This window comes from Kribbella sp. CA-293567 (assembly GCF_027627575.1).
GTDB lineage: Bacteria > Actinomycetota > Actinomycetes > Propionibacteriales > Kribbellaceae > Kribbella.
Window position 1 is genome coordinate 22143 of the sequence record NZ_CP114065.1, and the last position, 24067, is coordinate 46209.

21 protein-coding genes are annotated in these 24067 nt (G+C 69.0%); 4 read left to right on the plus strand and 17 right to left on the minus strand.

Annotated elements, in window-relative coordinates; all coding sequences use genetic code 11:
- Nucleotide 1 precedes the first annotated feature (1 nt).
- The 12 genes from OX958_RS00120 to OX958_RS00175 all read right to left on the minus strand — a co-directional run bounded on the left by OX958_RS00120 (nucleotide 2) and on the right by OX958_RS00175 (nucleotide 16668).
- Complete coding sequence (locus OX958_RS00120; protein WP_270134793.1) at nucleotides 2-622, minus strand: hypothetical protein; 621 nt, start codon at nucleotides 620-622, stop codon at nucleotides 2-4.
- 72 nt (nucleotides 623-694) lie between these two features.
- Nucleotides 695-4642 carry a family 78 glycoside hydrolase catalytic domain gene (locus OX958_RS00125; protein ID WP_270134795.1) on the minus strand — a complete coding sequence of 1316 codons (3948 nt, stop codon included), beginning with the start codon at nucleotides 4640-4642 and terminating at the stop codon, nucleotides 695-697.
- 207 nt (nucleotides 4643-4849) lie between these two features.
- Nucleotides 4850-5359, minus strand: a complete 510-nt coding sequence (locus tag OX958_RS00130) for a LuxR C-terminal-related transcriptional regulator (protein WP_270134797.1) — start codon at nucleotides 5357-5359, stop codon at nucleotides 4850-4852.
- Between the two features lie 4 nt (nucleotides 5360-5363).
- Nucleotides 5364-6842, minus strand: a complete 1479-nt coding sequence (locus OX958_RS00135; protein ID WP_270134798.1) for a rhamnulokinase — start codon at nucleotides 6840-6842, stop codon at nucleotides 5364-5366.
- Nucleotides 6843-6852: 10 nt separating this feature from the next.
- Nucleotides 6853-8313: an L-fucose/L-arabinose isomerase family protein gene (locus tag OX958_RS00140; protein ID WP_270134800.1), complete on the minus strand. Its 1461-nt coding sequence runs from the start codon at nucleotides 8311-8313 to the stop codon at nucleotides 6853-6855.
- 12 nt (nucleotides 8314-8325) lie between these two features.
- Nucleotides 8326-10365: a bifunctional aldolase/short-chain dehydrogenase gene (locus OX958_RS00145; protein ID WP_270134802.1), complete on the minus strand. Its 2040-nt coding sequence runs from the start codon at nucleotides 10363-10365 to the stop codon at nucleotides 8326-8328.
- Nucleotides 10362-11519: an L-rhamnose isomerase gene (rhaI, locus tag OX958_RS00150; protein WP_270134803.1), complete on the minus strand. Its 1158-nt coding sequence runs from the start codon at nucleotides 11517-11519 to the stop codon at nucleotides 10362-10364. Before rhaI ends, OX958_RS00145 begins: the two co-directional genes overlap by 4 nt.
- Nucleotide 11520: 1 nt before the next feature.
- A complete protein-coding gene (locus OX958_RS00155; RefSeq protein ID WP_270134804.1) occupies nucleotides 11521-11871 on the minus strand; it encodes an L-rhamnose mutarotase in 351 nt (116 codons plus the stop codon).
- A 16-nt stretch (nucleotides 11872-11887) separates the two neighbouring features.
- On the minus strand, nucleotides 11888-12979 hold the full coding sequence (gene rhaS, locus OX958_RS00160) for a rhamnose ABC transporter substrate-binding protein (protein WP_270134805.1): 1092 nt from the start codon (nucleotides 12977-12979) through the stop codon (nucleotides 11888-11890).
- Nucleotides 12980-13005: 26 nt separating this feature from the next.
- Entirely contained in the window at nucleotides 13006-14097 is a 1092-nt protein-coding gene (locus OX958_RS00165; protein WP_270134807.1) for an ABC transporter permease, read from the minus strand.
- Nucleotides 14087-15166 (minus strand): ABC transporter permease, encoded by a 1080-nt coding sequence (locus OX958_RS00170; protein ID WP_270134808.1) that lies wholly within the window; start codon nucleotides 15164-15166, stop codon nucleotides 14087-14089. The genes OX958_RS00165 and OX958_RS00170 overlap by 11 nt, the downstream gene beginning before the upstream one ends.
- A complete protein-coding gene (locus tag OX958_RS00175; RefSeq protein ID WP_270134809.1) occupies nucleotides 15163-16668 on the minus strand; it encodes a sugar ABC transporter ATP-binding protein in 1506 nt (501 codons plus the stop codon). Before OX958_RS00175 ends, OX958_RS00170 begins: the two co-directional genes overlap by 4 nt.
- Nucleotides 16669-17059: 391 nt before the next feature.
- On the opposite strand from OX958_RS00175, the gene OX958_RS00180 reads away from it, so the two are divergent.
- Nucleotides 17060-18133, plus strand: coding sequence for a LacI family DNA-binding transcriptional regulator (locus tag OX958_RS00180; protein ID WP_270134810.1), 1074 nt, complete (start codon nucleotides 17060-17062; stop codon nucleotides 18131-18133).
- A gap of 305 nt (nucleotides 18134-18438) precedes the next feature.
- Complete coding sequence (locus tag OX958_RS00185) at nucleotides 18439-18987, plus strand: DUF4240 domain-containing protein (protein ID WP_270134812.1); 549 nt, start codon at nucleotides 18439-18441, stop codon at nucleotides 18985-18987.
- A gap of 106 nt (nucleotides 18988-19093) precedes the next feature.
- Here the strand turns inward: OX958_RS00185 and OX958_RS00190 are convergent, their stop codons facing one another.
- Entirely contained in the window at nucleotides 19094-19789 is a 696-nt protein-coding gene (locus OX958_RS00190; RefSeq protein WP_270134814.1) for a hypothetical protein, read from the minus strand.
- 214 nt (nucleotides 19790-20003) lie between these two features.
- Here OX958_RS00190 and OX958_RS00195 point away from each other — a divergent pair, with 214 nt between their 5' ends.
- Nucleotides 20004-20177, plus strand: coding sequence for a CsbD family protein (locus tag OX958_RS00195; RefSeq protein WP_270134815.1), 174 nt, complete (start codon nucleotides 20004-20006; stop codon nucleotides 20175-20177).
- A 48-nt stretch (nucleotides 20178-20225) separates the two neighbouring features.
- Here OX958_RS00195 and OX958_RS00200 read toward each other — a convergent pair whose 3' ends face one another.
- Nucleotides 20226-21458 carry an RNA polymerase sigma factor gene (locus OX958_RS00200; protein WP_270134816.1) on the minus strand — a complete coding sequence of 411 codons (1233 nt, stop codon included), beginning with the start codon at nucleotides 21456-21458 and terminating at the stop codon, nucleotides 20226-20228.
- Nucleotides 21455-21808 (minus strand): YciI family protein, encoded by a 354-nt coding sequence (locus tag OX958_RS00205; protein WP_270139208.1) that lies wholly within the window; start codon nucleotides 21806-21808, stop codon nucleotides 21455-21457. The genes OX958_RS00200 and OX958_RS00205 overlap by 4 nt, the downstream gene beginning before the upstream one ends.
- Before the next feature lie 183 nt (nucleotides 21809-21991).
- Between OX958_RS00205 and OX958_RS00210 the strand changes: the two genes are divergently transcribed.
- Nucleotides 21992-23392, plus strand: coding sequence for an MFS transporter (locus OX958_RS00210; protein WP_270134817.1), 1401 nt, complete (start codon nucleotides 21992-21994; stop codon nucleotides 23390-23392).
- Between the two features lie 3 nt (nucleotides 23393-23395).
- Here OX958_RS00210 and OX958_RS00215 read toward each other — a convergent pair whose 3' ends face one another.
- Nucleotides 23396-23737, minus strand: coding sequence for a YciI family protein (locus tag OX958_RS00215; RefSeq protein WP_270134820.1), 342 nt, complete (start codon nucleotides 23735-23737; stop codon nucleotides 23396-23398).
- 81 nt (nucleotides 23738-23818) lie between these two features.
- Nucleotides 23819-23974: a DUF6131 family protein gene (locus OX958_RS00220; protein WP_165956732.1), complete on the minus strand. Its 156-nt coding sequence runs from the start codon at nucleotides 23972-23974 to the stop codon at nucleotides 23819-23821.
- Nucleotides 23975-24067 lie beyond the last annotated feature (93 nt).

The following is a 24067-nucleotide window of genomic DNA, read 5'->3' on the forward strand; positions in this document are numbered from 1 at the left end:
TCTACCTGTTGTCGCCACGATCGGTCGGGCGGCGATGCTGGGCGGTCGTCTTCCCGTCCTGCGCAGCCTCCCGCTGATCGTGGTCGCCGAGCTGCCCAGCCTGGCCGGCCATCCGCTGGTCCTGATCGCCGAACTGCCCGTCCTGGTTCGCGTTCCGCCGATCCGGGTCGCCGGGGCGGTGGTCCGGGTCGCCGGGGAGGTGGTCCGGGTCGCCGGATCGGTCACTGGATCGGTGGTCCGGGTCGCTGGATCGGTCACTGGATCGGCGGTCCGGGTCGACCGCTGCCGCGCGGGTTCGGTGGTCGTCCGACTCCGTGCGGGCGGTCTCGGCCGCTTGCTGGCGTTCCGCGGCGCCGGCGGCGAGGCGGCGGGCTTCGGCTGCCTTCTCGTCGGCGATGGCTTGGGCCTGCCTGGCCCGGGCATCGACCTCGTCGGCCGCTGCCTGTTGTTTCTCCGCGTGCGCCGCGGCCGTCTTCGCCTGCAGTTCGTGCTCGTGCGCCTGCCGGCGGTTCTCGTCCGCCTTCCGCTGCTTCGACTTCTTCGCAGCGGCAGCGATCACCGCCAGCAGGATCAGCACGACCACCACGGCCACGACGATCCACAGGACTGTCATCCCGTCCATCTCTCCTCCTTGGATCGATGTTCGGCAGCCCCGGTACCCCTCGAAGATCGTGGTTAACGTCAGTGCTTACCGTCAGGGCAGCGGCAACGACCAGACGTCGGCGATCGACGGGTCGTAGCCCGAGGCGGTCGCGTTGTGCTGGATCCGGACCCGGACGGTCGCACCGGTCAGCAGCGCCGGGTCGGCGACCGCGAACTGGTAGGTCTCCAGCCCCGCCCCCGACTTGTTGATCACCCGGTGCTTGACCACCTTGCCGTTCACCAGCACGTCGTAGTCCTTCACCTGCGCCTTGTCGAAGGTCTCCACCAGCCGCAGTACGAACGGCTCACCAGCCTTGATCCCGACGTTGAACTCGAACCAGGCCCCGGGGACGAACATCCCGGCGTACCGCCTGGTCCGGCCGCTCTCCATCGTCGTCGACGATGACGGCGCGGCGGTCAGCGAGTGCGCTTCCTCGGACGCCTTCTCCCCGAGGTCCACATAGTCCACCGCGTTCGCAGGCTCCAGCGACTGCGTGACCGTGAACCCGACGGTCGCCGACGCCAACTCACCCCGCGCATCGGTGAACTTCGCCGTCATCGCCACCGGCGCGGCATTGACATCCACCGGTACGGCGACACGCGTGGTGACCGTGGTCTGCGCGCCGGCCGCGAGCGTCACGGGTTGCGACGCCGGTGCGGACCAGCCCGCGGGGACAGTCAGGTCGAGCCGCCCGGTCACCGGCGAGGTCGAGCGGTTCTTGACCACCGTGCTCACCGTGGTCGTCGTACCGGGCTCGCCCGTCACGGGCGCGTTGGTCGCGCTGAGCCGGACCGGCGCCGGCGCGACCACGAACCGATAGGTGCCTGAGGCAACCGTCATCGCGACGGTGGCGCCCTCGTCGACGACGTTCGTGACGTGTTCCGCCGACTCGAGGCTCCGGCCGCTCTCGGTGATCATGCCTTGAGCGAGCGCCGGGATCCTGACCGTCGCGGTGGTGTTGGCCGGCACGGTCACGTCCAGCGTGAGTCCGTAGTCGGCCGTTCCCTTCCAGCGGCTGACGATCTCGCCGTACGGCGTCTGGTACCGGAAGTCGACCGAGTCGATCCCGTTGCCGGGCGTCGGCGCGATCACCGCCTTGCGGTATCCCGGCTCGGCGGCCGAGACACCGGCCAGCGTGCCGTACATCCACTCCCCGACGGCGCCGTACGCGTAGTGGTTGAAGGAGTTCATCCCGACGTCGTTAAAGGTGCCGTCCGGGTTGATCGAGTTCCAGCGCTCCCAGATGGTCGTCGCGCCCTTGCCGATCTCGTAGCCCCAGGAGGGGTACGAGGTGTTCTGCAGCAGCTTGTAGGCCAGATCGGAGCGGCTGATCTTGGTCAGCACCGGCAGCAGTCCGTCGACGCCGAGGAAGCCGGTCGACAGGTGCGTGCCGCGACGGAGGATGGTGTTGGCGAAGTGCTCACCGGCCGCCTCGAGCTTGTCCGCCGGCACCAGATCGCTGGTGAAGGCGAGGATGTACCCCGTTTGGCTGTCCGCGCCGATCTTGCCGTCGGCCTGCACGAAGCGCGAAGCGAACGCCGTCCGGGTGTCCTCGTAGACCTTCTGGTACTTCGCGGCGTCCGCCGGGTTGCCTATTGCCGCCGCCATCTGGCTGAGCTGACGGGCGCCCTTGGCGACGAACGAAGTACCGATCAGGTCGCCGGGAGTCGGGTCGTCGAGGTTCAGCCAGTCGCCGTAGTCGCCGCCACCGCGGATAAGTCCGTTGGAGCTCGCCACCAGGTAGTCGACGTACCGGCGCATCGAGTCGTAGTGCTGACTGATCACCGAGGTGTCGCCGTACGCCTGCCAGAGCGTCCACGGGACGTTGACGCCGGCGTCGGCCCAGCCCGCGTTGCCCATTCCACCGTCGAACGAGTTCGGGACGGTCGGGGCGACGCTGGCGTAGGCACCGTTCGTGCCCTGGCTGTCGCGGAGGTCCTGCAGCCACTTGGTGAGGAAGGCCTGCGAGTCGAGGTTGTAGACGGCGGTGCGGGCGAAGACGTTGATGTCACCCGTCCAGCCCATCCGCTCGTCACGGGCCGGGGTGTCGGTCGGGACCGAGAGGAAGTTGCCGCGCTGACCCCAGACGATGTTGCTGTGCAGCTTGTTCACCAGGGGTGAGTTGGTGATCAGGCTGCTGGTCTTGGCCCCGTCGGTGCCCATCACCACGCCGGTGATCGCGCCGGCCGGAGGCGCCGCGGGGAGGCCGCTCAACTCGACGTACCGGAAGCCGTGGAAGGTGAACCGCGGCTGGTAGGTCTCGGGACCGCTGGTGGCGAACGTGTAGCGGTCGGTGGCCTTCGCGCTGCGCAGGTTGTCGGTGTAGAGGGTGCCGTCGGGGTTGAGCACTTCGCCGTACCGGATCTTGACGGTCTGCCCCGGCGTCCCGGTCAGCCGGACCCTGCCGACGCCGACCATGTTCTGGCCGAGGTCGTAGAGGTGGACGCCGGGGGTCGGCGATGCGATCGCCTTGGCCTGCAGCTCTTCGGTGACCCGGACCGGCTGGTCCGTCTGCTGGGCCAGCTTCGCGGTCGCGCTCGGCCGGATCTGTACCGGTGACCAGTCCGTCGGCGTACGGCGGGCGTCGTAGGTCTCGCCGTTGAGCAGATCAGCAGCCCGTACTGCGCCTGGCGCGGTCTCCCAGCTCGCGTCGGTGGCGAAGGTGTCGGTGCTGCCGTCGGTGTAGGTGACCCGAAGCTGCGCCGAGAGGGCCGTCTCGCTGCCGTACTTGTTGGAGCCGAACATCGCCAGGTTGCCGGTGAACCACCCGGAGGCCAGCTCCGCGCGGATCGTGTTGGTGCCCTTGCCGATCAGCCGGGTGACGTCGTAGCTCTGGGACTGGATCCGTCGGTTGTAGTCGGTCCAGCCCGGTGCGAGCTCCTGATCGCCGACCTTCTGGCCGTTCAGGTTCAGCTCGTAGATGCCTTGGGCGGCCGCGTACATCCTGGCCTTCGCGACCTTCTTGCCCGCCGGCAGCGTGATGCTCTTGCGGAAGACGGGGATGGCCTTGCCCGGCAGCCAGAGGTCGCTGGTGCCCTTCACCTGCAGATCGCCGGCGGCGAGGACCGTGCCCTCGGGGAAGGTCTGGTCACCGGCCGGGAAGGCGGTGTCGATGAGGTCCGTGCCGGCGGAGTTGGTGACCTTGAGGGTGTGCACGACGCCGGCTTCGACGCCGCTGGTGCGGAAGCCGACCAGGCCCGGAGCGCTGTGGTCGGATCGATCCCTCCGATCGACCAACGTGTCGTTGATCCAGGTACTGATCGTCGGGCCGGCGACGGTCAGCTTCAGGTGGTTGCGCTGCTTGAGGTTGACGCCGGTCAGCGGGATCTCGCCGAGCAGGTTGTAGCCGGTGGGGAGCTTCACGTGCGGACGCAGGGTCGGACGGGCGTCGTTCTCCTGGTTGAGCTGCCACATGTAACCGTTGCCGCCGCGACCGCGGAAGAAGACTCCGACCGCGTCCTTGGTGAGCGTCAGGTCGGCGTCGATCGTGTAGTCGGTCCACTCCGCCCCTGGTTGGCTGTCGGCGCCGATCCAGTCGCCGCGCCAGTCCTCCGGCTCGAGGTTGGCCGTCTCGAAGGTCGCGGCGGGCGACCAGGCGGACGGCGTACCGGTGTCGTCCCAGACTCGAACGCTCCAGAAGTACTGCGTGTAGGGCGTCAGTGCGGGGCCGCCGTACGGGACGTCGACCGAGCGGCTCGAAGCGACGACGCCGCTGTTCCACAGGTCGGGCGCGGAGATCTTGGCGGCGGTCGAGGCGACATGGATCTCGTACTTCGTCTGCGTGGTGGCTCGCCGGGCGCTGTCGAGCTGCCAGCTCAGGCGAGGTGTGCCCGGGGCGATGCCGAGCGGGTTGGTGAGGCTGTTCGTCTTGAGCTTCACCACCCCCGTGCCGGCGGCCGTTGCTCCATTGGTGGCGGGTGGTGCGGCTGTCGCGGGCAGCAGCGGAGTGAGCAGGAAGGCGGCCGCAAGTAGACAGCCGAGACGGGTGTGGACAGACATGTGGACGACTCCTCAGGGAGATACGGGCGGATCTTCAGAGGGAGCACGGCACTCGCTCGGTGCGGCGAGGCCGGAGTTTCGGGCAGCACGGACAGAGCCCGGTCGAACGATGGTTCGACGGGCGGAAGGGTCTGAGGTTCTGAACTGCCGGGCGTGAACGGACGTGGACGCCGAGTGGGTTGGGGTGGGGTAGGAGGAGAGAGCAGGTCAGAGCAGACCGCGGCGGGCGGCCCAGACGATGGCTTCCACCGCGGTGCCGAAGCCGAGACGGTCACAGGCGGCGCGGGTGCGCCGGCGTACGGTGCGTTCGGAGAGGTCGAGGCGGCGGGCCACGGAGTCCAGCGGGAGACCGGTCGCCAGCAGCCGGAGCAGTTGAAGGTCGTCGTGGCTGATTTCGCGAGGCCCACCTTGAGTGGCCCGCACCGACGCATCCCGGACCACCAGGTCCCGGGTGAGAGGGTCGGGCGACCGGTTCGCGTGAGCGCACGGCTCACGCGCGAAGGCTTCCCGGGTCAGGGTGTCTCGCGGTTGGAGTCTGCGCGACTGGAGATGGCCGGACTGCAGGTCGTGGGGCTGCAGATGGAGGGCTTGCGGATCACCAGATCGAGGGTCGGTCGGGGCGAGGGCCTGGGGTACTTCGCGCAGGTGGGGTGCTGGCGGGTGGTGGGGTTGGGGGCGGTTCTCCGGGGCGTGCGGGTCGTTGCGGAGAATGGTCATCGGATCACCTAGTTCCGAACACCCGGGACTCGGCGGCGTCCCAGTCGGCCGGTTTTCCTTGCGGCAGGTAGCGCCGCAGCTCATGGGTCGCGCGGACCAGTGCGCGCATCGCGGTCAGGTCGGGCAACGGTTCTCCGAGTGCTCGTGCCTGCACCAGGACGTTGCCGAGCGCGGACGCCTCGACCGGTCCGGCGAGAACAGGAAGATCGCAGGCGTCCGCGGTCAACTGGCAGAGCAACTCGTTCCGCGAACCGCCACCGATCACGTGGACGACGTCGATCTCCCGCCCGGCGACCTCCCGTGCCAGCCGCAACGTGCGGCGGTACGCCAGCGCGAGACTCTCCAGCACGCACCGGACGACGGCAGCCTTCGACCGCGGCGCGTCCTGTCCGGAGCGCGCACAGAACTCCTCGATCCGCGCCTGCATGTTGCCAGGGGCAAGGAAATCTGGATCGTCCGGATCGATCAGTACGGCGAACGCCGGAGCCGCGGCGGCCGCCCGCAGGAGTCCTGGCAGGTCGTCGTCTCCCCACCCCCGCAGACACTCCTGCAGAATCCACAGCCCCATCACGTTCCGCAGGAACCTGATCCGGCCGTCGACACCCCCCTCGTTGGTGAAGTTCGCCGCCTGCGCCTCGGCGGTCAGCACCGGCTCGTCGAGCTCCAGCCCGACCAACGACCACGTGCCGGACGAGATGTAGGCGAACCGCTCGCCCTCACCGGCGGGTACCGCGACCACCGACGACGCGGTGTCATGAGACCCCACCGCGATCACCGGCGTCGTGGGATCGAGCCCGGTCTCCTCCGCGACCGCCGGCAGCAACGTGCCCACCACCTGCCCAGCCTCGCGAATCTCCGGCAACAACCCACCCGGTACGCCGATCCGCCGGGCCAGCCCCTCACTCCAATCACGAGCCCGTACGTCGTACAGCTGCGTGGTGGACGCGTTGGTCGCCTCCGCGCCCTGTTCGCCGGTCAGCCAGTAGCCGAGGAGGTCGGGAATCATCAGCAGAGTCGCCGCCCGCCCGAGTTCCTGCTCGGCGGCCAGTTGGTAGATCGTGTTGAACGGCAACTGCTGCAGCCCGGTCACCGCGTACAGCTCCTCTGCGGCGATGCTTTTCAGCACCCGCTCCATCACACCGTTGGTGCGGGCGTCGCGGTAGTGCACCGGGTTGCCGAGCAACCGGCCGTCGGCGTCGAGAAGCCCGTAGTCCACGGCCCACGAATCGATCCCCACCCCGGCCAAGCGATCCGCGGAAGCAGAGCTAGAGCGAACCAGGCGGTCTGCGGCGGCGAGGCCGCGGAGGGTCTCGCGGTAGAGAGCAAGGATGTCCCAGTGCAGGGTGTCGCCCACCCGCACCGCGCCGTTCCAGAACCGGTGAGCCTCGGTGAGCTCCAAGCGACCTGCACGCGCGTCGACGTGACCCAGCATCACCCGGCCGCTGGAGGCGCCCAGATCCACCGCCGCGAGGTGCACGCCCATGGCCTGTTCCTCAGACCTTCACGACGCGAAGGTCGAGGTGGAGGAGGTCGGCGACTGCCTTGAGCTCTTCGACCCGGTGTCCCGTGCCGAGGGCCCAGTGGTGGGCGACGCCGGAGGCCGACCAGGCATCGGTCCACTCGCCGGGATCGCAGCCGAAGTCCACCCGCGAGGTGGTGTTGCCGAGCTGCAGCAGCGGACCGTCGACGACCTCCCCCTCGGAGGCGATCAACCGGAACGACCCGTCGCGCAACTGGCCGAGACCCAGCGCGGTGACCGGCCCCTGCTTCACGTCGAACTCGACCGAGACACCCCAGCCACGCTTGCCGTGGTACACCCCGAGCCCTCGCAGCAACGGCTTCCTCGCACTGATCGCGAGGTGCGCCGGGCCGTCGTGGCCCATCTCGACCACGTTGTCGTGGAAGTTCAGCGCCTGCAGTTCGGTGAACGACCCACCGCCGCCGAGCTTGTCCATCACCAGCATCGCGAGCGACGTGCGCAACTCGTACTCCCCCGCGGCAGGCACACCTCTTGCCGTGAGCAACGAAGCGCCCAGGATCATCCCGGCGGCCACCCGTTCGTGCGTTTCGCCGTCGAGGCCCCGGTGGTAGTACGCCAACGTGTCGAGCTGGAAGTCCTCGACCAGCCGGTCCAGCGCGACCGACACCGTCGCACCCCAGCGGAAGTCGTCCTCGACCACGGAGTCGGCCAGGGTGAAGACCTCCCGGGCGACCTTCATCCGGGCGTCCGTCTCGGCCTCGGTGACCTTCTCGACCCGAACCCGCAGATCGTCGATCTCCAGGATCTCCACGTGCCCACCGAGCTGAGCGGAGACCAGCGTCGGATCGGTGATCACGTCCATCATTCCGGGATAGAGGTGTCCGAGCAGCCCGTGCCGGCCGTGCCGAAGCGCGGCTCGCACGCCGGCCGCCTTGAGCCAGCGCCCGATCCGCGTCCACGCGCGCTCGTCCTCGACGTACCCGGAGACCGAGCGGAAGTCGATACCGCACCGCTCGAAGGCATTGGCCATCTCCGGCAGCGGGCAGGCACCGCAGTACGCGAGCCAGGCGCCGGTGTCGAACGAGGCGTGATCCATCGACTCGGCCGGCTGCAGGTTGAGCAGCAGAACCGGCGCTCCGCTGCGTTGTGCGATCGGGACGAGCATCGACGCGGTCAGGTAGGTGGTGAGGAAACCGACGATCAGGTCGCAGTCCGCGAGCCGGAGTTTCTCGGCCGCCACGGCACCTTCGCCGGCGTCGGAGATGAAGCCGACGTCGATCACCTCGCAGTCGAGCGCCGAGAACCGCTCGGCCACCCGCCGCGCCGAGGCCTGCAACTGCGGCAGCAGCTCAGGGAACTGTGGCCAGTACGCCCCCAGACCGCCCGCGACCAGGCCGATCCGGGTCTTCCGTGGTTCGACCCACGGCAGCACGCCGTGCCCATCCACCGAACGACTCGGATCGGTACTCCACATGGCGAACTCTCCTCAGCGCAGAAAGGCGGCGGCGACGCCGGCGTCGACGGGCACGTGCAAACCGGTGGTCTGGGACAGGTCACCGGCGGCCAGAGCGAAGACAGCCGCGGCCACGTGCTCCGGCAGCACCTCGCGCTTGAGCAGGGTGCGTTGCGCGTAGAAGGCACCGAGCTCCGACTCCGGTACGCCGTACACGGCGGCACGCTGGGCGCCCCAGCCCTTGGCGAAGATTCCCGAACCACGGACCACGCCGTCGGGGTTCACCCCGTTGACGCGGATCCCGAACTGACCGAGCTCGGCCGCGAGCAGTCTGACCTGATGCGCCTGGTCGGCCTTGGCGGCGCCGTACGCGACGTTGTTGGGGCCGGCGAAGACCGCGTTCTTGCTGGAGATGTAGACGATGTCGCCACCGATGGCCTGGTCGATCAGCACCTTCGCGGCGGCGCGGGAGACCAGGAAGGAGCCCTTCGCCATCACGTCGTGCTGGAGGTCCCAGTCCTTCTCGGTGGTTTCCAGCAAAGGCTTCGAGATCGACAGGCCGGCGTTGTTGACGACCAGGTCCACGCCGCCGAAGGCAAGCACGGCCTCCCGCATCGCGGCTTCCACCGCGGCACCGTCCGACACGTCCGCGCCGACGGCCACCGCTTGGTCCGCCGTACCGATCTCCTTGGCGACTGCCTCGGCAGCAGCCAGGTCGAGATCGGCGATGACGACGCAGGCGCCTTCGGCGGCCAGCCGCTGAGCGATCGCCTTGCCGATGCCGGAACCGGCGCCGGTGACGAACGCGACTCGGGTGGCCAGCGGCTTCGGCTTGGGCATCCGCTGCAGCTTCGCCTCCTCGAGCGCCCAGTACTCGATCCGGAACTTCTCGCTCTCGTCGATCGGCGAGTACGTCGAGACCGCCTCGGCACCGTGCATCACGTTGATCGCGTTGAGGTAGAACTCACCGGCGACGCGGGCGGTCTGCTTGTCCTTGCCGAAGCTGAACATGCCGACCCCAGGGACCAGCACGATCGCCGGGTCGGCACCGCGCATCGGTGGGCTCTCCGGCGCCGCGTGCCGGTCGTAGTACGCCGCGTAGTCCTCGCGGTAGGCGAGGTGCAGCTCCCGCAGCCTGGTGAGAGCCTCGTCGAGAGGCGCCGACGGCGGAAGGTCGAGCACGAGCGGCCGCACCTTGGTGCGCAGGAAGTGGTCCGGACAGGAGGTGCCCAGGGCTGCCAGCTCCGCCAGCCGCTCGCGCGCGGTGAACTCCAGCACGACCTCGGAGTCGTTGTAGTGCCCGACCTGCGGGTTGTCCGTCGATGCCAGCCCGCGGATCACCGGTGCCAGCGCGGCCGCACGCTCACGCCGCTCCGCCTCGGGCAGCGCTTCGTAGCCCGGTACTACGGCGCCGAAGGGCTCCGGCTTGCCCCGCTCGGCCAGGAAGCGCTCGGCGGTACGGATGATGTCGAGCGAGTTCGCCTCACACTCGGCAGAGGTGTCACCCCAGGCGGTGATCCCATGGCCGCCGAGGATGACGCCGATCGCCTGCGGGTTGTCCTTCTTCACCTGGGCGATGTCCAGCCCGAGCTGGAAACCCGGGCGCCGCCAGGGCACCCAGACCACTCGGTCACCGAAACACTCCGCGGTCAGCTGCTCGCCGTCGGCCGCCGTGGCCAGCGCGATTCCCGAGTCGGGGTGCAGGTGATCGACATGCGGCGCGTCGACCAGTCCGTGCATCGCCGTGTCGATCGACGGCGCTGCTCCGCCCTTGCCGTGCAGGCAGTAGTCGAAGGCGGCGACCATCTCGTCCTCGCGGTCGACGCCGGGGTAGACGTCGACCAGCGCGTTCAGCCGGTCCTGCCGCAACACGGCGAGGCCGGCGGCGGTGAGCGTGCCGAGGTCACCGCCGGAACCCTTCACCCAGACCAGGTCGACCGGCTGCTGGGTCACCGGATCGGTCCCCGTGCCCTTCGCCGAGGTGTTGCCGCCCGCGTAGTTGGTGTTCCGCGGGTCGGCTCCCAGTCTGTTGCTCCTGGCAACAAGCTCGGCTGCGGTCTCAGCCACTGTCATGCTCCCCATCCGGCCTGCCGGCCGTCGGCTCGGTCCTTGGTGATCTGTTCGAAGTAGCCGCTGCGGTGGTAGGCGGCGACGGGGTCGGGGTCGAGGCCCTGCGAGGTCCGCAGGTCGGCCAGCAGCGGGCGGACGTCGGTGTTGAAGGCGTCCATGATCGCGGCGTTGGCGGCCAGCACGTCACCGTCCTGCTGCGCCTTGCGGAGTGCGTCGCGGTCGACCAGCAGGGCTTTCGCGGTCGCCTCCTGGACGTTCATCACCGAGCGGATGATGGCCGGGATCTTCGCCTCGATGTTGTGGCACTGGTCGAGCATGAAAGCGATGCCACGCTCGGGATCGAGCGCGTCGCCACGAACGATCTCGTTCATGATCCGGAACAGCTGGAACGGGTCGGCCGCCCCCACCATCAGATCGTCGTCGGCGTAGAACCGGCTGTTGAAGTCGAAGGCGCCGAGCTTCTTCGCGCGGAGCAGGAACGCCACGATGAACTCGATGTTGGTGCCCGGCGCGTGGTGACCGGTGTCGATGCAGACCACGGCCTTCGGCCCGAGCTCCAGGCAGTGCGCGTACGACGTCCCCCAGTCGGGCACGTCGGTCGCGTAGAAGGCCGGCTCGAAGAGCTTGTACTCCAGCAGCATCCGCTGGTCGTCGCCGAGCCGGTCGTAGACCTCCCTGAGCGCCGCCGCCAGCCGGTCCTGCCGATCCCACAGGTCGTCCTGGCCGGGGTAGTTCGTGCCGTCGGAGAACCACAGCTTGAGGTCCCGCGAGCCGGTGGCGTCCATGATGTCGACGCACTCGAGCAGGTGGTCGGTCGCCTTCCGGCGGATCCGCGGATCCGGATTGGTGACGCTGCCCAGCTTGTAGTCGTCGTCCTGGAAGACGTTGCTGTTGATCGCCCCCAGCCGGACGCCCTGCTCCTTGGCGTAGGTGCCCAGCGCGACGTAGTCGTCGACCTTGTCCCACGGGATGTGCAGCGCGACGCTCGGTGCCGCCCCGGTGTACTTGTGGACGACGGCCGCGTCGGCGATCTTCTCCTCCGGCGAGCGCGGGACGCCAGGCTGGCTGAACACCTTGAACCTGGTCCCCGAGTTGCCGAACGCCCACGACGGAAGCTCGATCTCCTGCCGGCTCAGTGCATCGGTCACGCTGCTCATATCAGTCCTCGGTACTCGGGGTCAGGTGGAAGATCTCGGGCAGCAGCACGAACGACTCGTCCGGCGGCCTGCCGTCGGCTGTTCCGTCGTCGGCGCCGGCGAAGAACTCGGTCATCTCCGACTGCCAGCGGGCATTCACCTCGGTGGCCGCCATCGCCTGCCGCGTCGCCTCCAGGTCGTCGGCCTCGACGTACCCGATCAGCAGGCCGTCGCCGCGGAGGAAGAGCGAGTAGTTGTGCCAGCCCGCGTCGCGCAGCGCGGCCTGCATGTCCGGCCACACGGCACGGTGGCGCTCGACGTACTCGTCCAGCCGTTCGGGTCTGACCTGGAGGCAGAAGCAGTAGCGGTTCACGAGGTCCCCGGCAGACTCAGAAGTCGAACTTGTCGATGTTGGCCGCGGTGAACTCGGTCGGGGGGCCGAGGACGATCTCGCCGGACGCGCCGACGGTGTAGTCACCGAGCTTGCCCGCCTTGAACTTCTCCCCTTCGGCGCCGGTGATCTGGCCGGACTTCAGCGCGGCGCCGGCGTACGCGGCGAGGTAGCCGATGTCGGCCGGGTTCCACAGCGCGAACTTCTTCACCGTGCCGTCCTTGACGTACTGCCGCATCTGGTTCGGCAACCCGAGTCCGGTGATGGCGACCTTGCCCTTGTACGACGAGGCGCTCACGTAGCGCGAGGCGGCGGCGATGCCGACCGTCGTCGGCGACACGATCACCTTGAGGTTGGGGAAGGACTGCAGCAGTCCCTGGGCCTCGGTGAAGGACTTCTGGTCATCGTCGTTGCCATAAGCAACTTTCACCAGTTTGAGTTTGGCGTTCTCCGGCTTCTTCAGCTCGGTCTTCATCACCTCGATCCAGGCGTTCTGGTTGGTCGCGTTCGGCGTCGCGGACAGCACCGCGATCTCGCCGGTGCCGCCGGCCAGCTCGCTCGCCATCTTCACCAGGCTCTCGCCGATGCCCTGCGTGGTGGCCTGGTTGATGAACGCGTCCCGGCAGTTCTTCGAGGCGTCGGAGTCGAACGAGACGACCTTGATGCCGGCCTTGCGGGCCTGGTTGAGCGAGGGGCAGACGGCGTTCGGGTCGTTGGCGGCGACGACGATCACGTCCTGCTGCTGCTGGATCAGCGTGTTGATGTAGCTGACCTGCGAGGAGGCGCTGGCGTCGTTCGGGCCGACCAGCTTGTACTCGCCCTTGATCTCGCCGACCGCGACCTTGCCGCCGCCCACCGAGACATCGGTGTACGGGTTGTTGAGCTGCTTGGGCAGGTAGGCGATCTTCAGGCCTTCCTTCAGCGGCGCGTTCGGGTCGGCGGCGGCCGAGCCGGTGCTGCTCGGGGCGTTGGTGGCCTCGTTCGCGGTGGTGGACTTGGTGGTGCCACCGCCGCACGCGGTCAGCGCGAGGGAGGCGACGGCCACCGTCGACAGCGGCACCGCCAGGCGGCGTGAGATGCGGAAAGACATGAGCTGTCCCTTCTGGACAAGTGGCCTTACAGGGGATTGGTGGTGGTCCGGTGCCGGCGGCGCTGGACCGAGCCGCGAACGGCGTTGGCGAGGTTGGGTGCCAGCACGGAGACGATCAGCAGAACGCCGGTGACGACGTTCAGCGCCTCGTTCGACACGTCGGAGAGCCGCAGGGCGTTCTGCAGCGAGGCGAGCAGCAGGACCCCGGCGAGCACGCCCGGCAGCGCGCCCTTGCCACCGAAGATGGAGACGCCGCCGAGCAGCACCGCGGCGACGACTGCCAGTTCCAGGCCGGCGCCGTTGTCCGCACGAGCGCTGGAGTAGCGCAGCGTCCAGAGCACGCCGGCCAGGCCCGCCACGGCGCCGCTCACGACGTACAGCCAGAACTTGAGCCGGCCCGGCCGGACGCCGGCGAACCGGGCCGCCTGTTCACTCGCGCCGACCGCGAAGACCGCGCGGCCGACCGGCGTCGCGTGCAGCACGATTCCGAAGACGACGGCGAGCGCGACGATGACGAGCAGTACGTTCGGGATCGACGTCCCGGCCAGGTTGCCGGTGACCCAGTCGGTGTAGACCGCCGGGAAGTCGGCGACCGCGCCGTCGCCGAGGACCACGAACGCCAGGCCGCGGTACAGCGCGAGGGTGCCGATCGTGACGGCGAGGGACGGCAGCCCGAGCACGGTGATGAAGAAGCCGTTGATCGCGCCCAGCACCGCGCCGAGCAGCAGGCAGACCGGGATGATCGTCTCGATCGGCTGGTTCGAGTTCCACAGGGAGCCCATCACGGCGCTGGACAGGCCGAGGGTGCTCGCCACCGACAGGTCGATCTCGCCGGTGACGATCACCAGCGTCATCGGCAGCGCGACCAGCGCGATCGGCAGCAGGTCGAGCACCAGGAAGCCGAAGTTCTGCGAGGTACCGAAGTTGTCGACCGTCGCCGAGGCGACGACCATCACCACCAGCGTGACGGCGATGATCGCCACGTTCCAGTTGGCGAACCGGCCGGCGATTCCGCCGGCTCCCCCACCGCGCGGAACGCCGCCACCGTTGGGAGAAGTGCCCGGACCGGAGGCCGCTCCGGAGCCGGCACTCGAGGCGATGCTGGTGTCAGCTGACATGGGAGCCTCCCTCTCTTCCATGGCGCCGTTTCAGGGATGCGGCTACTCGGGCGGCTACGAGACGGTCGGCGCCGATGGCCAGCAGGATCAGCCCGCCGACGATCGCCTGCTGCCAGAACTGGTTGATCTCCAGCACCGCGAGCGAGCTGCCGATCGTGGTCAGCAGCAGCGCGCCGAGCGCGGCGCCCCAGACCGAGCCGCTACCGCCGAAGACGGCGACCCCGCCGACGACCACTGCGGCCACGACGTTCAGCTCGTACCCCGTGCCGGCGGCCGCGTCGATGGTGCCGAACCGGGCCGCGAAGAGCACTCCGGCCAAGCCGGCCAGCGCGCCGCTCACGGCGAAGGCGCCGATCGTGCGCCGACCGACCGAGATGCCGGCCAGCGTCGCTGCCTGAGGACTCGAACCCATCGCGTAGAGCTCGCGGCCGACGCGGTAGTTGCGCAGTACGAGGCCGGTAACGACGAGCACCAGCAAGGCGATCAGGACGAGATACGGGATGCCCAGCAGAGTCGCGTTGCCGAAGTCGAGGAAGCCCTGCGGCAACTCGTCGGCGTTGATCTGCTGGCCGCCGGCCCAGAAGTAGGTGATGCCGCGGACGACGTACAGCGTGCCGAGGGTGACCACGAGGGCGGGGACGTTGCCGTAGCGGACGAGCACTCCGTTGGCGCCGCCGCAGACACCACCGATCGCCGCGCCGATCAGCAGCGCCACCACCACCGGCAGGCCGGGGTTGTTCTGCAGCAGGGTGCCGACCGCGAAGGCGCTGAGCCCGAGAACCGATCCGACCGAGAGGTCGATGTTGCGGGTGATCACCACCACGGCCTGGCCGACCGCCAGAACGGCCAGGATCGCGGTGCCGAGCAGGATGTCGCGGATGCTCTGACCGGACAGGAAGCGCGGGTTCGAGATCGCGGTCACCGCGACCAGCGCCGCGAGTGCCAGCACGATGCCCAGCTCCCGGGCTCGCAGGACCAGGTCGAGGGACGAGCGCCCGGAGGCCGAACCGCTCGGCGCTGCGGCGGCCGCCGGCGTCGTGTCCCGCGCGCGGGTGGGTGCGGCCGTCATACCGAGGCCTCCTGTCCCATCGCCGCGAACATCACCGACTCCTCGTCGGCCCGGGCGCGGTCGAGCTCGGCGACCAGCCGGCCCTCCCGCATCACGAGCACCCGATCGGCCATCCCGAGCACCTCGGGCAGCTCGGACGAGACCATCAGCACGGCGACTCCTTCCGCGGCGAGGCTGGACATCAAGCGGTGCACCTCGGCCTTGGTGCCGACGTCGATACCGCGGGTCGGCTCGTCGACGATCAGCAGCTTCGGCGCCGTCGCCAGCCACTTGGCCAGCACGACCTTCTGCTGATTGCCGCCGGACAGCGTGCCGACCTCGTCCTGCAGCCGCCCGTACTTCGTCTTCAGCCGCTCGGTCCACTCCTTCGCGGACCGGCGCTCACTGCTGCCGGTCAGGAAGCCGAGCCGAGAGAGCGCGCGGGACCTGGGCAGCGTCACGTTGCGCTCGATCGACAGCTCCATTACCAGCCCTTGCTGGCGACGGTCCTCGGGGACGAGCGCCACCCCGGCGGCCATCGCGGCGCGTGGCGACGCGGGCTTGAGAGTCTTGCCGGCGACCGTGACCTGGCCGGCGTCTCGTGGGTCGACACCGAAGATCGACTGGACCACCTCGGACCGGCCGGAGCCGACCAGACCGGCCAGCGCCACGATCTCGCCCGCCCGCACCTCGAAGGAGACGTCGGCGAAGACGGGGTCGCGAGTCAGTCCGGTCACACTCAGCACCACCGCGCCCGGCGTGACCTCCTGCTTGGGGAACAGCGCGCCCAGCTCACGGCCGACCATCCGGCGGACCATCTCGTCGACGCTGACCTCGCTGATCAGGTCGGTGGAGACGTGCTTGCCGTCGCGCATGATCGTCACCCGCTCGCACAGTGCGGTGATCTCCTCGAACCGGTGCGAGATGAAGACCAGAGCGGCACCGTCGTCGCGCAGTGCTCTCGCCACCGCGAACAGCCGCTCCACCTCGACCCCGGTGAGGGCCGCGGTCGGCTCGTCCATCACCACCACCCGGGCGTCGGCAGAGATGGCCTTGGCGATCTCGACCAGTTGCTGATCGGCGATCGACAACCCCCGCGCAGGCCGCCCCGGCTCGATCGCGACACCGAGCCGGGCGAAGAGCCGCTCGGCCTGCTCGGTCATCGCCGTCCGGTCGATGGTTTTGAAACGACCCAGTGGCTGCCGGCCCATCGCGATGTTCTCCGCGACGGACAGATCGGGGAACAGGGTCGGCTCCTGGTAGATCACCGCGATCCCGGCCGCTTTCGCGTCCGCCGGGGTGTTCAGCTCGATCGGCACGCCGTCGAGCTCGAGGGTGCCGGCGTCCGGGCGATGCACGCCCGCCAGCATTTTCACGATGGTGGACTTGCCTGCGCCGTTCTCACCGACCAGCGCGTGCGCCTCCCCGCCGTACAGGTCGAAGGAGACGCCCTGGACGGCGGCGACGGCGCCGAACGACTTGGCCACCTCGCGCACCCGCAGTACTGGGGCTTCGGTCGGCATGCTCACCTCCGGCGGGTTCGGGTGGTCCTGAGCGGGGTGTTGCTGAAAGGTTTCAAGAAGATTGCACGAAGGTAATGGGGCGCTGCGGAAGGCGTCAAGAGGTGGCCGCGAGTCTGTGCAGAACCACAGGGGAACACTGAGGTTTTCCACAGGAAAGCGGGTAGGCTTCGGCTGCTATCACGTTTCAACCGGGGGAGGCCGCGTGGCACCGAGTGGCGCTGCGGACCGCGCACGCCGTACGCCCGATCCGGCCCGTACTCCGAACCCCGCGACCGGCCGATCCGCTCGGCCGGCCAGAGCAGGCGGGGGGCGGGGGGCGGAGCCAGGAAGGGCAGGCGCCGGCCGGCCTGACCCAGCGCTCGGGCAAGGGCGCGCGAAGGACCCGGCGCGGGTGGCCAAACCCAACGCGCGGCGGCAAGCTCGACGGCTGCGGCCCGGCGGCGCGACGCGGTCGGCGGCCGGTGTGAAGGATGTCGCGGCCGCGGCGGGCGTCTCACTCGGGACGGTCTCCAACGTGCTGAACCGGCCCGAGATGGTCAGTCCGGCGACGCGGGCCAAGGTCGAGTCCGCGATGGAGTCCCTCGGGTTCGTCCGCAACGAGTCAGCGCGTCAACTGCGTGCGGGCTCCAGCCGGATCATCGCCTACCTGATGCTCGACGCCGGCAACCCGTTCTTCACGGATGTGGCGCGAGGTGTCGAGGAAGCGGCCGAGAAGGCCGGCCTGTCGGTGTTCTTGTGCAACAGCAACGAGGACGCGGCCCGCGAGGCGAACTACCTCGACCTGCTCGAGCAGCAACGGGTTCAAGGCGTGCTGATCACCCCGGTCGATCCGTACTCGTCGCGGCTCAGCAACCTGCCCGACCGCGGTACGCCGGTGGTCGTGGTGGACCGCGCGATCGACGACGGTGAGCACTGCTCGGTCGCGGTCGACGACGTGCTGGGCGGCGAGGTCGCGCTGACCCACCTGATCGAACTGGGACACGAGCGGATCGCCTTTGTCGGTGGGCCGAACACGATCGGCCAGGTGACCGACCGGCGCGCCGGTGCCCGTGAGGCGCTACGGAAGGCGGGCCTGCCGGCCACCGGCCTGATCGACGTTCTGACCGGTGCACTGACGGTCGCCGAAGGTAGGGGCGCTGGGCAACGACTTGCCGGACTGCCCGCCGACCGTCGCCCAACTTCCGCTTTCTGCGCCAACGACCTACTGGCGCTGGGGTTGCTCCAGCAGTGCGTGAGCCTCGGGCTTCGCGTCCCGGAGGATCTGGCGATCGTCGGCTACGACGACATCGAGTTCGCCGCCGCGGCCGCCGTCCCGCTGACCTCGGTCCGCCAGCCCCGCCAGTTGCTCGGCCGCACCGCCGCCGAGCTGCTGCTCGACGAATCCTCCAACCCGGACCACGAACACCAGCGAGTCACCTTCACCCCGGAACTCGTCGTCCGCACCTCGACCCGCGGCAACTCGTAGTACTGGGCTGGTCGGCGCAGACCCGGCCGCTGGGGTTTGTTTGCCTCGGTCCCGGGCCGGTCGCCTGACCGCCGTACCCCTGCGGACGCCGGTATGCGCGGCCGGCTCGGGGCCGAAGAAAACAAACCCTACCTGGCCGGTCCGGTATCCGGCCGCTTGTGGCGAAGGGTGAGACAGGCTCAGTTTGCCACGAACCGTCCGTCATCTGACACTCGCCATCTCAACAGTCGGTCACGCTGACGCCAGAGGATTTGGGTCACCTCGAGGGGATGTTTCCGGGGTGGGTTTCGTGCCACGATTTCCTGGTGGACAGGGATGGGTTCTGGGAGCTTGTCGAGGCGGCTCGGGCTGAGGTGGATGACACGGTCGCGGATCCTGATGGGGTCGCTGACGCGTTGACGAAGGCGCTGGGTGAGCTGGCGCCGGCTGAGATCGCCGGGTTCGGGGTCGAGCTGGAGCGGCTGCAGGCCGAGTCGTACCGGTGGGACCTGTGGGGTGCGGCGTACCTGATCAACGAGGGTGTCTCCGATGACGGGTTCGACTACTTCCGTGGCTGGCTGCTGGCGCAGGGCCAGGAGGTGTGGGAGGCGGCGCTGGCCGATCCCGACTCGCTGGCCGATGTGGTCGACGAGGACCTGGGGGACGGGTTCGAGGGGTTCAACGGTGAGGGGATGCTGAGCGTCGCGCAGCACGCCTTCGAGGCCGCGGGCGGCTCGAGCGTCGACTACTGGGAGGCGGTCGAGGAGGCCGGCTTCGATGCGCCCGACGTGCCGGCCGGCGAGAACTTCGACTTCGACGACGACGCCGAGATGGAGTCGCGCTACCCGCTGCTGTCGGCGATCCAGGACAGCTAGCGCGAACACAGCGACAGGCAGTAGTGGAGTTCTTCCGCGAAGCTGACGCTCAGGAACGGGTCAATCGGGCCCACCACCGGCACTACTGCCTGTCGGTAGGTCCGCGCTAGGCCGGTTCGCCGCTGAGGCGTTCTATGAAGGTGCGCAGGGAGCGACGCCAGCCGGCGGTCTGGACGGCGTTCTCGTCGGCGACGGCCAGGCTGACCAGGTGCTGGGTCATCTCGAAACCCGCGACGGCCTCGCGCAGCGCCGTGAGAGTTTCCTCCGGTACGGCGTGCCGCCCGTGGTCCGGCTCGTCGTGGTCCTGGCCCACCGGGTGGGTGATCCAGCCGGTGCCGAAGCTGTTCGGGACCAGCAATTCGGGCACCAGGGTTTCGTGGGACAGGGACGCCAGGTCCTTGTTGCCGTTGTCGATGCTGAAGATCGTGGCGCCGCGGCGGCGTACGTCGTCGATGCGCTCCAGCAACGTGTCCGCCGGAGTCTGCTCGGAGACCACCAGCAGCGATTCGCCGCGGCCGGACTCACGGAGGCGGTCCAGGCCGATCGCCAGGTGCGGCGGCGCGTCCGGCGGGGGCGCCCAGCGGACCAGCGAGGGACGGATGTCCTCGATTCCGGCGCGATGCAGCTCGTCGTCGAGATGTGCGGTGAGGTGCCACGGCTCATCGTCGGCCGGTCCGAACAGCATCAGGCCGCCGGTGCGCGTGGTGAACGTGCGCAGCGAGTGGGCGAACTCGGTCGTCCGGCTGCCGAGTTCCGTCCCGGTCAGCATCTCGCGCAGGAGCGATGCCTTGGTGAGATCCACCCTCCAAAGCTGACACACCGGCGGCTTGGACGCGACTCGGCCGAGGGGATTCGCGCCGAATCGGGTGATCTGGATCACGGCAGCGTGACGAACCACCGACGGCGCGCGACTCAACCAGTGTCGGCGCTTCGGACGGGGGGCGCCGCAACCGGTCCATCGGTTGCTGCAGGGGGCAGCCGATGGACCGGATCACCCACCAGGGAAGGAACAGCAGATGAGCTTCGCAGACAAGGCCAAGAACGCGGCGGAAGACCTGGCCGGCAAGGCCAAGGAGGTCGTCGGCAAGGTCACGGGCGACGAGAACCTGGAGACCGAGGGCAAGAAGGACCAGGGCGTCAGCGACCTGAAGCAGGCCGGCGAGAAGGCCAAGGACGCCTTCAAGCACTGAAGTCCTCGAGCCCGACGAGCGCTTCCTGAGCGGGCCGGTCTCGAGCGGTCAGCTCAACCGGTCCGCCTTGGACTGAAGGTAGTTGCGTTCGGGGATCGACGTCGTCCGCCGGGCCGCCAGCAGGTAGCTCGCGCGGGCGCCGTCGAGATCTCCCGACAGCTCCAGCAGATGGGCGCGGACCGCCTCCAGGCGGTGGTGTTCGGTGATCCGCTGGTCGGAACCGAGCGGCTCCAGCAACGCGAGCCCCTCCTTCGGCCCGGTCGCCATCGCCACCGCCACGGCGTGGTTCAGCCGGACCATCGGGTTGTCGGAGATCTGTTCGAGCACCTGGTAGAGCGCGACGATCTGCGGCCAGTCGGTGTCCTCGGCCCGCTCAGCAGTCCCGTGCACCGCGGCGATCGCCGCCTGCACCTGGTACGGACCGAGCTGGGTCCGCGACAACGCGTCGCTGACCAGCGCCTCGCCTTCGACGATCGCCTGCTGGTTCCACTTCGAGCGATCCTGCTCGGCCAGCGGAATCAGCCCGCCGTCGGAATCGGTGCGAGCCGGCCGGCGCGCATCGGTCAGCAACATCAGGGCGAGCAGTCCCGCCACCTCGCCGTCGTCCGGCAGCAACCGGCGTACGCCGCGGACCAGCCGGATCGCCTCGGTGGTCAGCTCCGCGCTGTGCAGGGAAGAACCGGACGAGGCGGTGTAGCCCTCGTTGAAGATCAGGTACAGAACGTGCAGCACCGCACCCATCCGGGCGTCCCGCTCGGCCTCGGGCGGCATCTCGAAGGTGCTGCCGGCCTGCTTGATACTGCGCTTGGCCCGGCTGATCCGCTGCGCCATCGTTGCCTCGGGCACCAAGAACCCGGCCGCGATCTGCGCCGTGGTCAGACCGCCGACGGCCCTGAGGGTCAAGGCGATCTGCGAGGCCGCCGACACAGCCGGATGGCAGCACAGGAACAACAGCGTCAAGGTGTCGTCCCGTCCACCCGGATCGTCCACATCAGGTGCCGAGGCAACGAACTCCTCGGGCGCCGCCAGGTTGGCCGCGTTCTCCTCACGCTGCCGCCGGGCCGACTCGCTGCGGAGCAGATCCACCAGCCGCCGCGAGCCGACTCTGATCAGCCAGCCTCGCGGATTGTCGGGCACACCTTCTTCCGGCCACTGCTGAGCAGCGGCGAGCAGAGCCTCCTGGACAGCCTCCTCGGCCAGGTCGAAGTGCCCGTAGTGCCGGACCAGCGCGCTGAGCACCTGCGGTGTCTCCTCGCGCAGCAGGGGTTCGAAGTCGCTCACATCTCCAGCCCGGAGTTGTCCATCACGGGTCGCACCTCCACCGCCAGGTACTTCGCGTCCGGGATCCGGGCCGCGTACTCGATCGCCTGGTCGATGTCGTCGCACTCGACCAGGTAGAAGCCGGCCAGGTGCTCCTTCGCCTCGGCGTACGGGCCGTCGGTGGTGGTCCGGGTGTCGTCGCGGACCGAGACCGTCCTGGTGGTGATCGGATCGGCCAGGCCGGCGGCGCTGACCAGCATGCCCTGCTCGGTGAGCTCACGGCTCAGTTCTTCGTGTGACCGGGCCAGGCCCTCGCGCTGCGCGGCCGACAGTCCGGCCCAGCTCTCCGGGTTGCTGTAGATCAGCAGCATGTACTTCACAGGCACCATCCTGACGGTCGCGGAGGTCCCGGCGACCCCCTCTCAGCTGGTACGTCGGAACAAGGGCCGGTGATTCGACCTCCCCGTACTGCGAGATGTCGAGCCGCGCCGGCGAGGTCCGACGTCCCCGGCAGTAGACGCCCAGCCTGGGCGTCCGCCGTACCGGAGGCCCTGATGCCCAACGATCCGAAGCGCTGGTTCGCGCTCGCCCTGCTCTGCCTGACGGGATTCATGATCATCCTGGACGCGTCGATCGTGCTCGTCGCGGTGCCGTCGATCGAACGGGAGCTGACGTTCTCCGCCGGGGGCGTGCAGTGGGTGCCGAGTGGATATGCGCTGATGTTCGGCGGGCTCTTGCTGCTCGGCGGCCGGGTGTCGGACCTGCTGGGCCGGCGACGCGTCCTGATCGCCGGGCTGATCCTCTTCGCCGCGTCCTCGCTGCTGTGCGGCTTCGCCTGGACAGGGGACGCGCTGGTGGTCGCACGCGGCCTGCAGGGCATCGCTGCCGCGGTACTGGCTCCTAGTGCGCTGTCCATCGTGATGACGACATTCCCAGACGGCGCCGACCGGAACAAGGCGTTGGGGATCTGGGGAGCGACCAGCGGAGTCGGCGGTACCGCGGGGTCCCTGATCGGCGGGCCGGTCACCGACGGGCTCGGCTGGCAGTGGATCTTCTTCATCAACGTGCCCGTCTGCGTGCTGGTGATCGCCCTCGCTCCCGTACTGCTCAAGGACAGCCGGGGACCAGGCCGACGCGGCTTCGACCTTGCCGGCGCGGTCACGGTGACCGCCGCGCTGATCGTTCTCGTGTACGCCGTGATCGAGGCGCCGGCATCGTCAGCCGCTCGGACCACCTTGCTGGCCCTCGCCGCCATCGCGCTCTTCGCGTTGTTCGTGCTGATCGAGAAGCGTTCGGCGGCGCCGCTGGTGCCGTTGCGCATCTTCCGGTCCCGGGCGGTGGTGGGCGGCAACCTGATCGGGATGACCTGGGGAATGGCCGCGTTCGGGCTGAGCTTCGTCTACACGCAGTACGCGCAACTGGCGCTGGGGGCGTCGGCGATCCGGTACGGGCTGATGTCGTCGGTGCTCGCGGCCGCGGCGGTCGGCGGCTCGATCGCCGGGCAGAACCTGGTCACGCGAGTCGGACCGCGCCCGGTCGCGGCCGTGTCGCTGATCCTGGCCGGTCTCGGCAGCACGGTGATGTCGCTCCTGTCGGCCTCGTCCGGGTACTTCGAGGTCGCGTTCTGGGGATTGATCCTCTTCGGTACGGGCCTGGGCGCGGGGTCGGTGGCCGGGTCGATCGCGGCTCTGAGCGAGGTGGCCGAGCAGGACTCCGGAGTGGCGTCCGGGCTGCAGAACGCGTCTTTCCAGATCGGCGGGGCGATGGGGATCGCGATCCTGTCGGCGGTGGCCGTCGGGCATACCGACGGGTTGACGCCGGCAGCGCTGGTGTCGGGGTACCAGGTTGCCTTCGCCGCCTGCTGGGCGTTCGTTGCCGTCGGTCTGGTCGGCGCCGGCCTGCTGGTCAGCAGGAAGCGTGCCGCAGTCCCTGAATCGGTGACCACCGGTGTGTGAGCTTCAGGTGCTGAGGACCGTCTCGCGGAGTTCGACCCGGTCGCCGACGATGGCCGAGACCCGGCCGGCGATCTGTTGAGCCCGCTCGTCGTCGGTCACGTCGACCAGGAAGAAGCCCGCGAGTTGCTCCTTCGCCTCGCCGAACGGACCGTCGGTGACCACCCGGACGCCGTCGCGGATCCGCACCACGCGCCCCTCGCCGGGCAGGGTGAGTCCTTCGGAACTGGCCAGCTCGCCGCTCGCGGCCAGCTCGCCCTTGTACGCCGTCAGTTCGCGAACCGCCAGCAGGTCGGCCGCGGAGCCGGTCCAGCTGTCGTCGCCATAGATCAGTACCAGGTACTTCATACCGCGGGATCGTAACCACCCGAACCGACAGAACCCCGCGAGCCCGAAGGCCCGCGGGGTCCTGACGCTCAGAAGGTCAGATCAGAACCAGTGTCGCCGTCCCCCGACGGCACGACCGGTCGATCCCAGCAGGAACAACACTGCTCCGACGACGAGCAGCACGATGCCGATCGTCCACAGGATCGAGATCTTCAACAAGAATCCCAGTAACAACAGGATCAGTCCGAGGATGAGCATGAAGCCTCCCTTATCTTTCTCCGGCCGCCAGGGCGGGATTGGCGGCGCCGATGTCTGGTGCCCAGCTCCAAACGTCGGCAATCGCGCCGGATT

What these genes read in the sequence shown, in the direction of transcription:
- OX958_RS00120 (WP_270134793.1), bottom strand. Translation starts at nt 622, where the DNA reads ATGGACGGGATGACAGTCCTGTGGATCGTCGTGGCCGTGGTGGTCGTG.
- OX958_RS00125 (WP_270134795.1), bottom strand. Translation starts at nt 4,642, where the DNA reads ATGTCTGTCCACACCCGTCTCGGCTGTCTACTTGCGGCCGCCTTCCTG.
- OX958_RS00130 (WP_270134797.1), bottom strand. Translation starts at nt 5,359, where the DNA reads ATGACCATTCTCCGCAACGACCCGCACGCCCCGGAGAACCGCCCCCAA.
- OX958_RS00135 (WP_270134798.1), bottom strand. Translation starts at nt 6,842, where the DNA reads ATGGGCGTGCACCTCGCGGCGGTGGATCTGGGCGCCTCCAGCGGCCGG.
- OX958_RS00140 (WP_270134800.1), bottom strand. Translation starts at nt 8,313, where the DNA reads ATGTGGAGTACCGATCCGAGTCGTTCGGTGGATGGGCACGGCGTGCTG.
- OX958_RS00145 (WP_270134802.1), bottom strand. Translation starts at nt 10,365, where the DNA reads ATGACAGTGGCTGAGACCGCAGCCGAGCTTGTTGCCAGGAGCAACAGA.
- rhaI (WP_270134803.1), bottom strand. Translation starts at nt 11,519, where the DNA reads ATGAGCAGCGTGACCGATGCACTGAGCCGGCAGGAGATCGAGCTTCCG.
- rhaS (WP_270134805.1), bottom strand. Translation starts at nt 12,979, where the DNA reads ATGTCTTTCCGCATCTCACGCCGCCTGGCGGTGCCGCTGTCGACGGTG.
- OX958_RS00165 (WP_270134807.1), bottom strand. Translation starts at nt 14,097, where the DNA reads ATGTCAGCTGACACCAGCATCGCCTCGAGTGCCGGCTCCGGAGCGGCC.
- OX958_RS00170 (WP_270134808.1), bottom strand. Translation starts at nt 15,166, where the DNA reads ATGACGGCCGCACCCACCCGCGCGCGGGACACGACGCCGGCGGCCGCC.
- OX958_RS00175 (WP_270134809.1), bottom strand. Translation starts at nt 16,668, where the DNA reads ATGCCGACCGAAGCCCCAGTACTGCGGGTGCGCGAGGTGGCCAAGTCG.
- OX958_RS00195 (WP_270134815.1), top strand. Translation starts at nt 20,004, where the DNA reads ATGAGCTTCGCAGACAAGGCCAAGAACGCGGCGGAAGACCTGGCCGGC.
- OX958_RS00205 (WP_270139208.1), bottom strand. Translation starts at nt 21,808, where the DNA reads ATGCTGCTGATCTACAGCAACCCGGAGAGCTGGGCCGGACTGTCGGCC.
- OX958_RS00210 (WP_270134817.1), top strand. Translation starts at nt 21,992, where the DNA reads ATGCCCAACGATCCGAAGCGCTGGTTCGCGCTCGCCCTGCTCTGCCTG.
- OX958_RS00215 (WP_270134820.1), bottom strand. Translation starts at nt 23,737, where the DNA reads ATGAAGTACCTGGTACTGATCTATGGCGACGACAGCTGGACCGGCTCC.
- OX958_RS00220 (WP_165956732.1), bottom strand. Translation starts at nt 23,974, where the DNA reads ATGCTCATCCTCGGACTGATCCTGTTGTTACTGGGATTCTTGTTGAAG.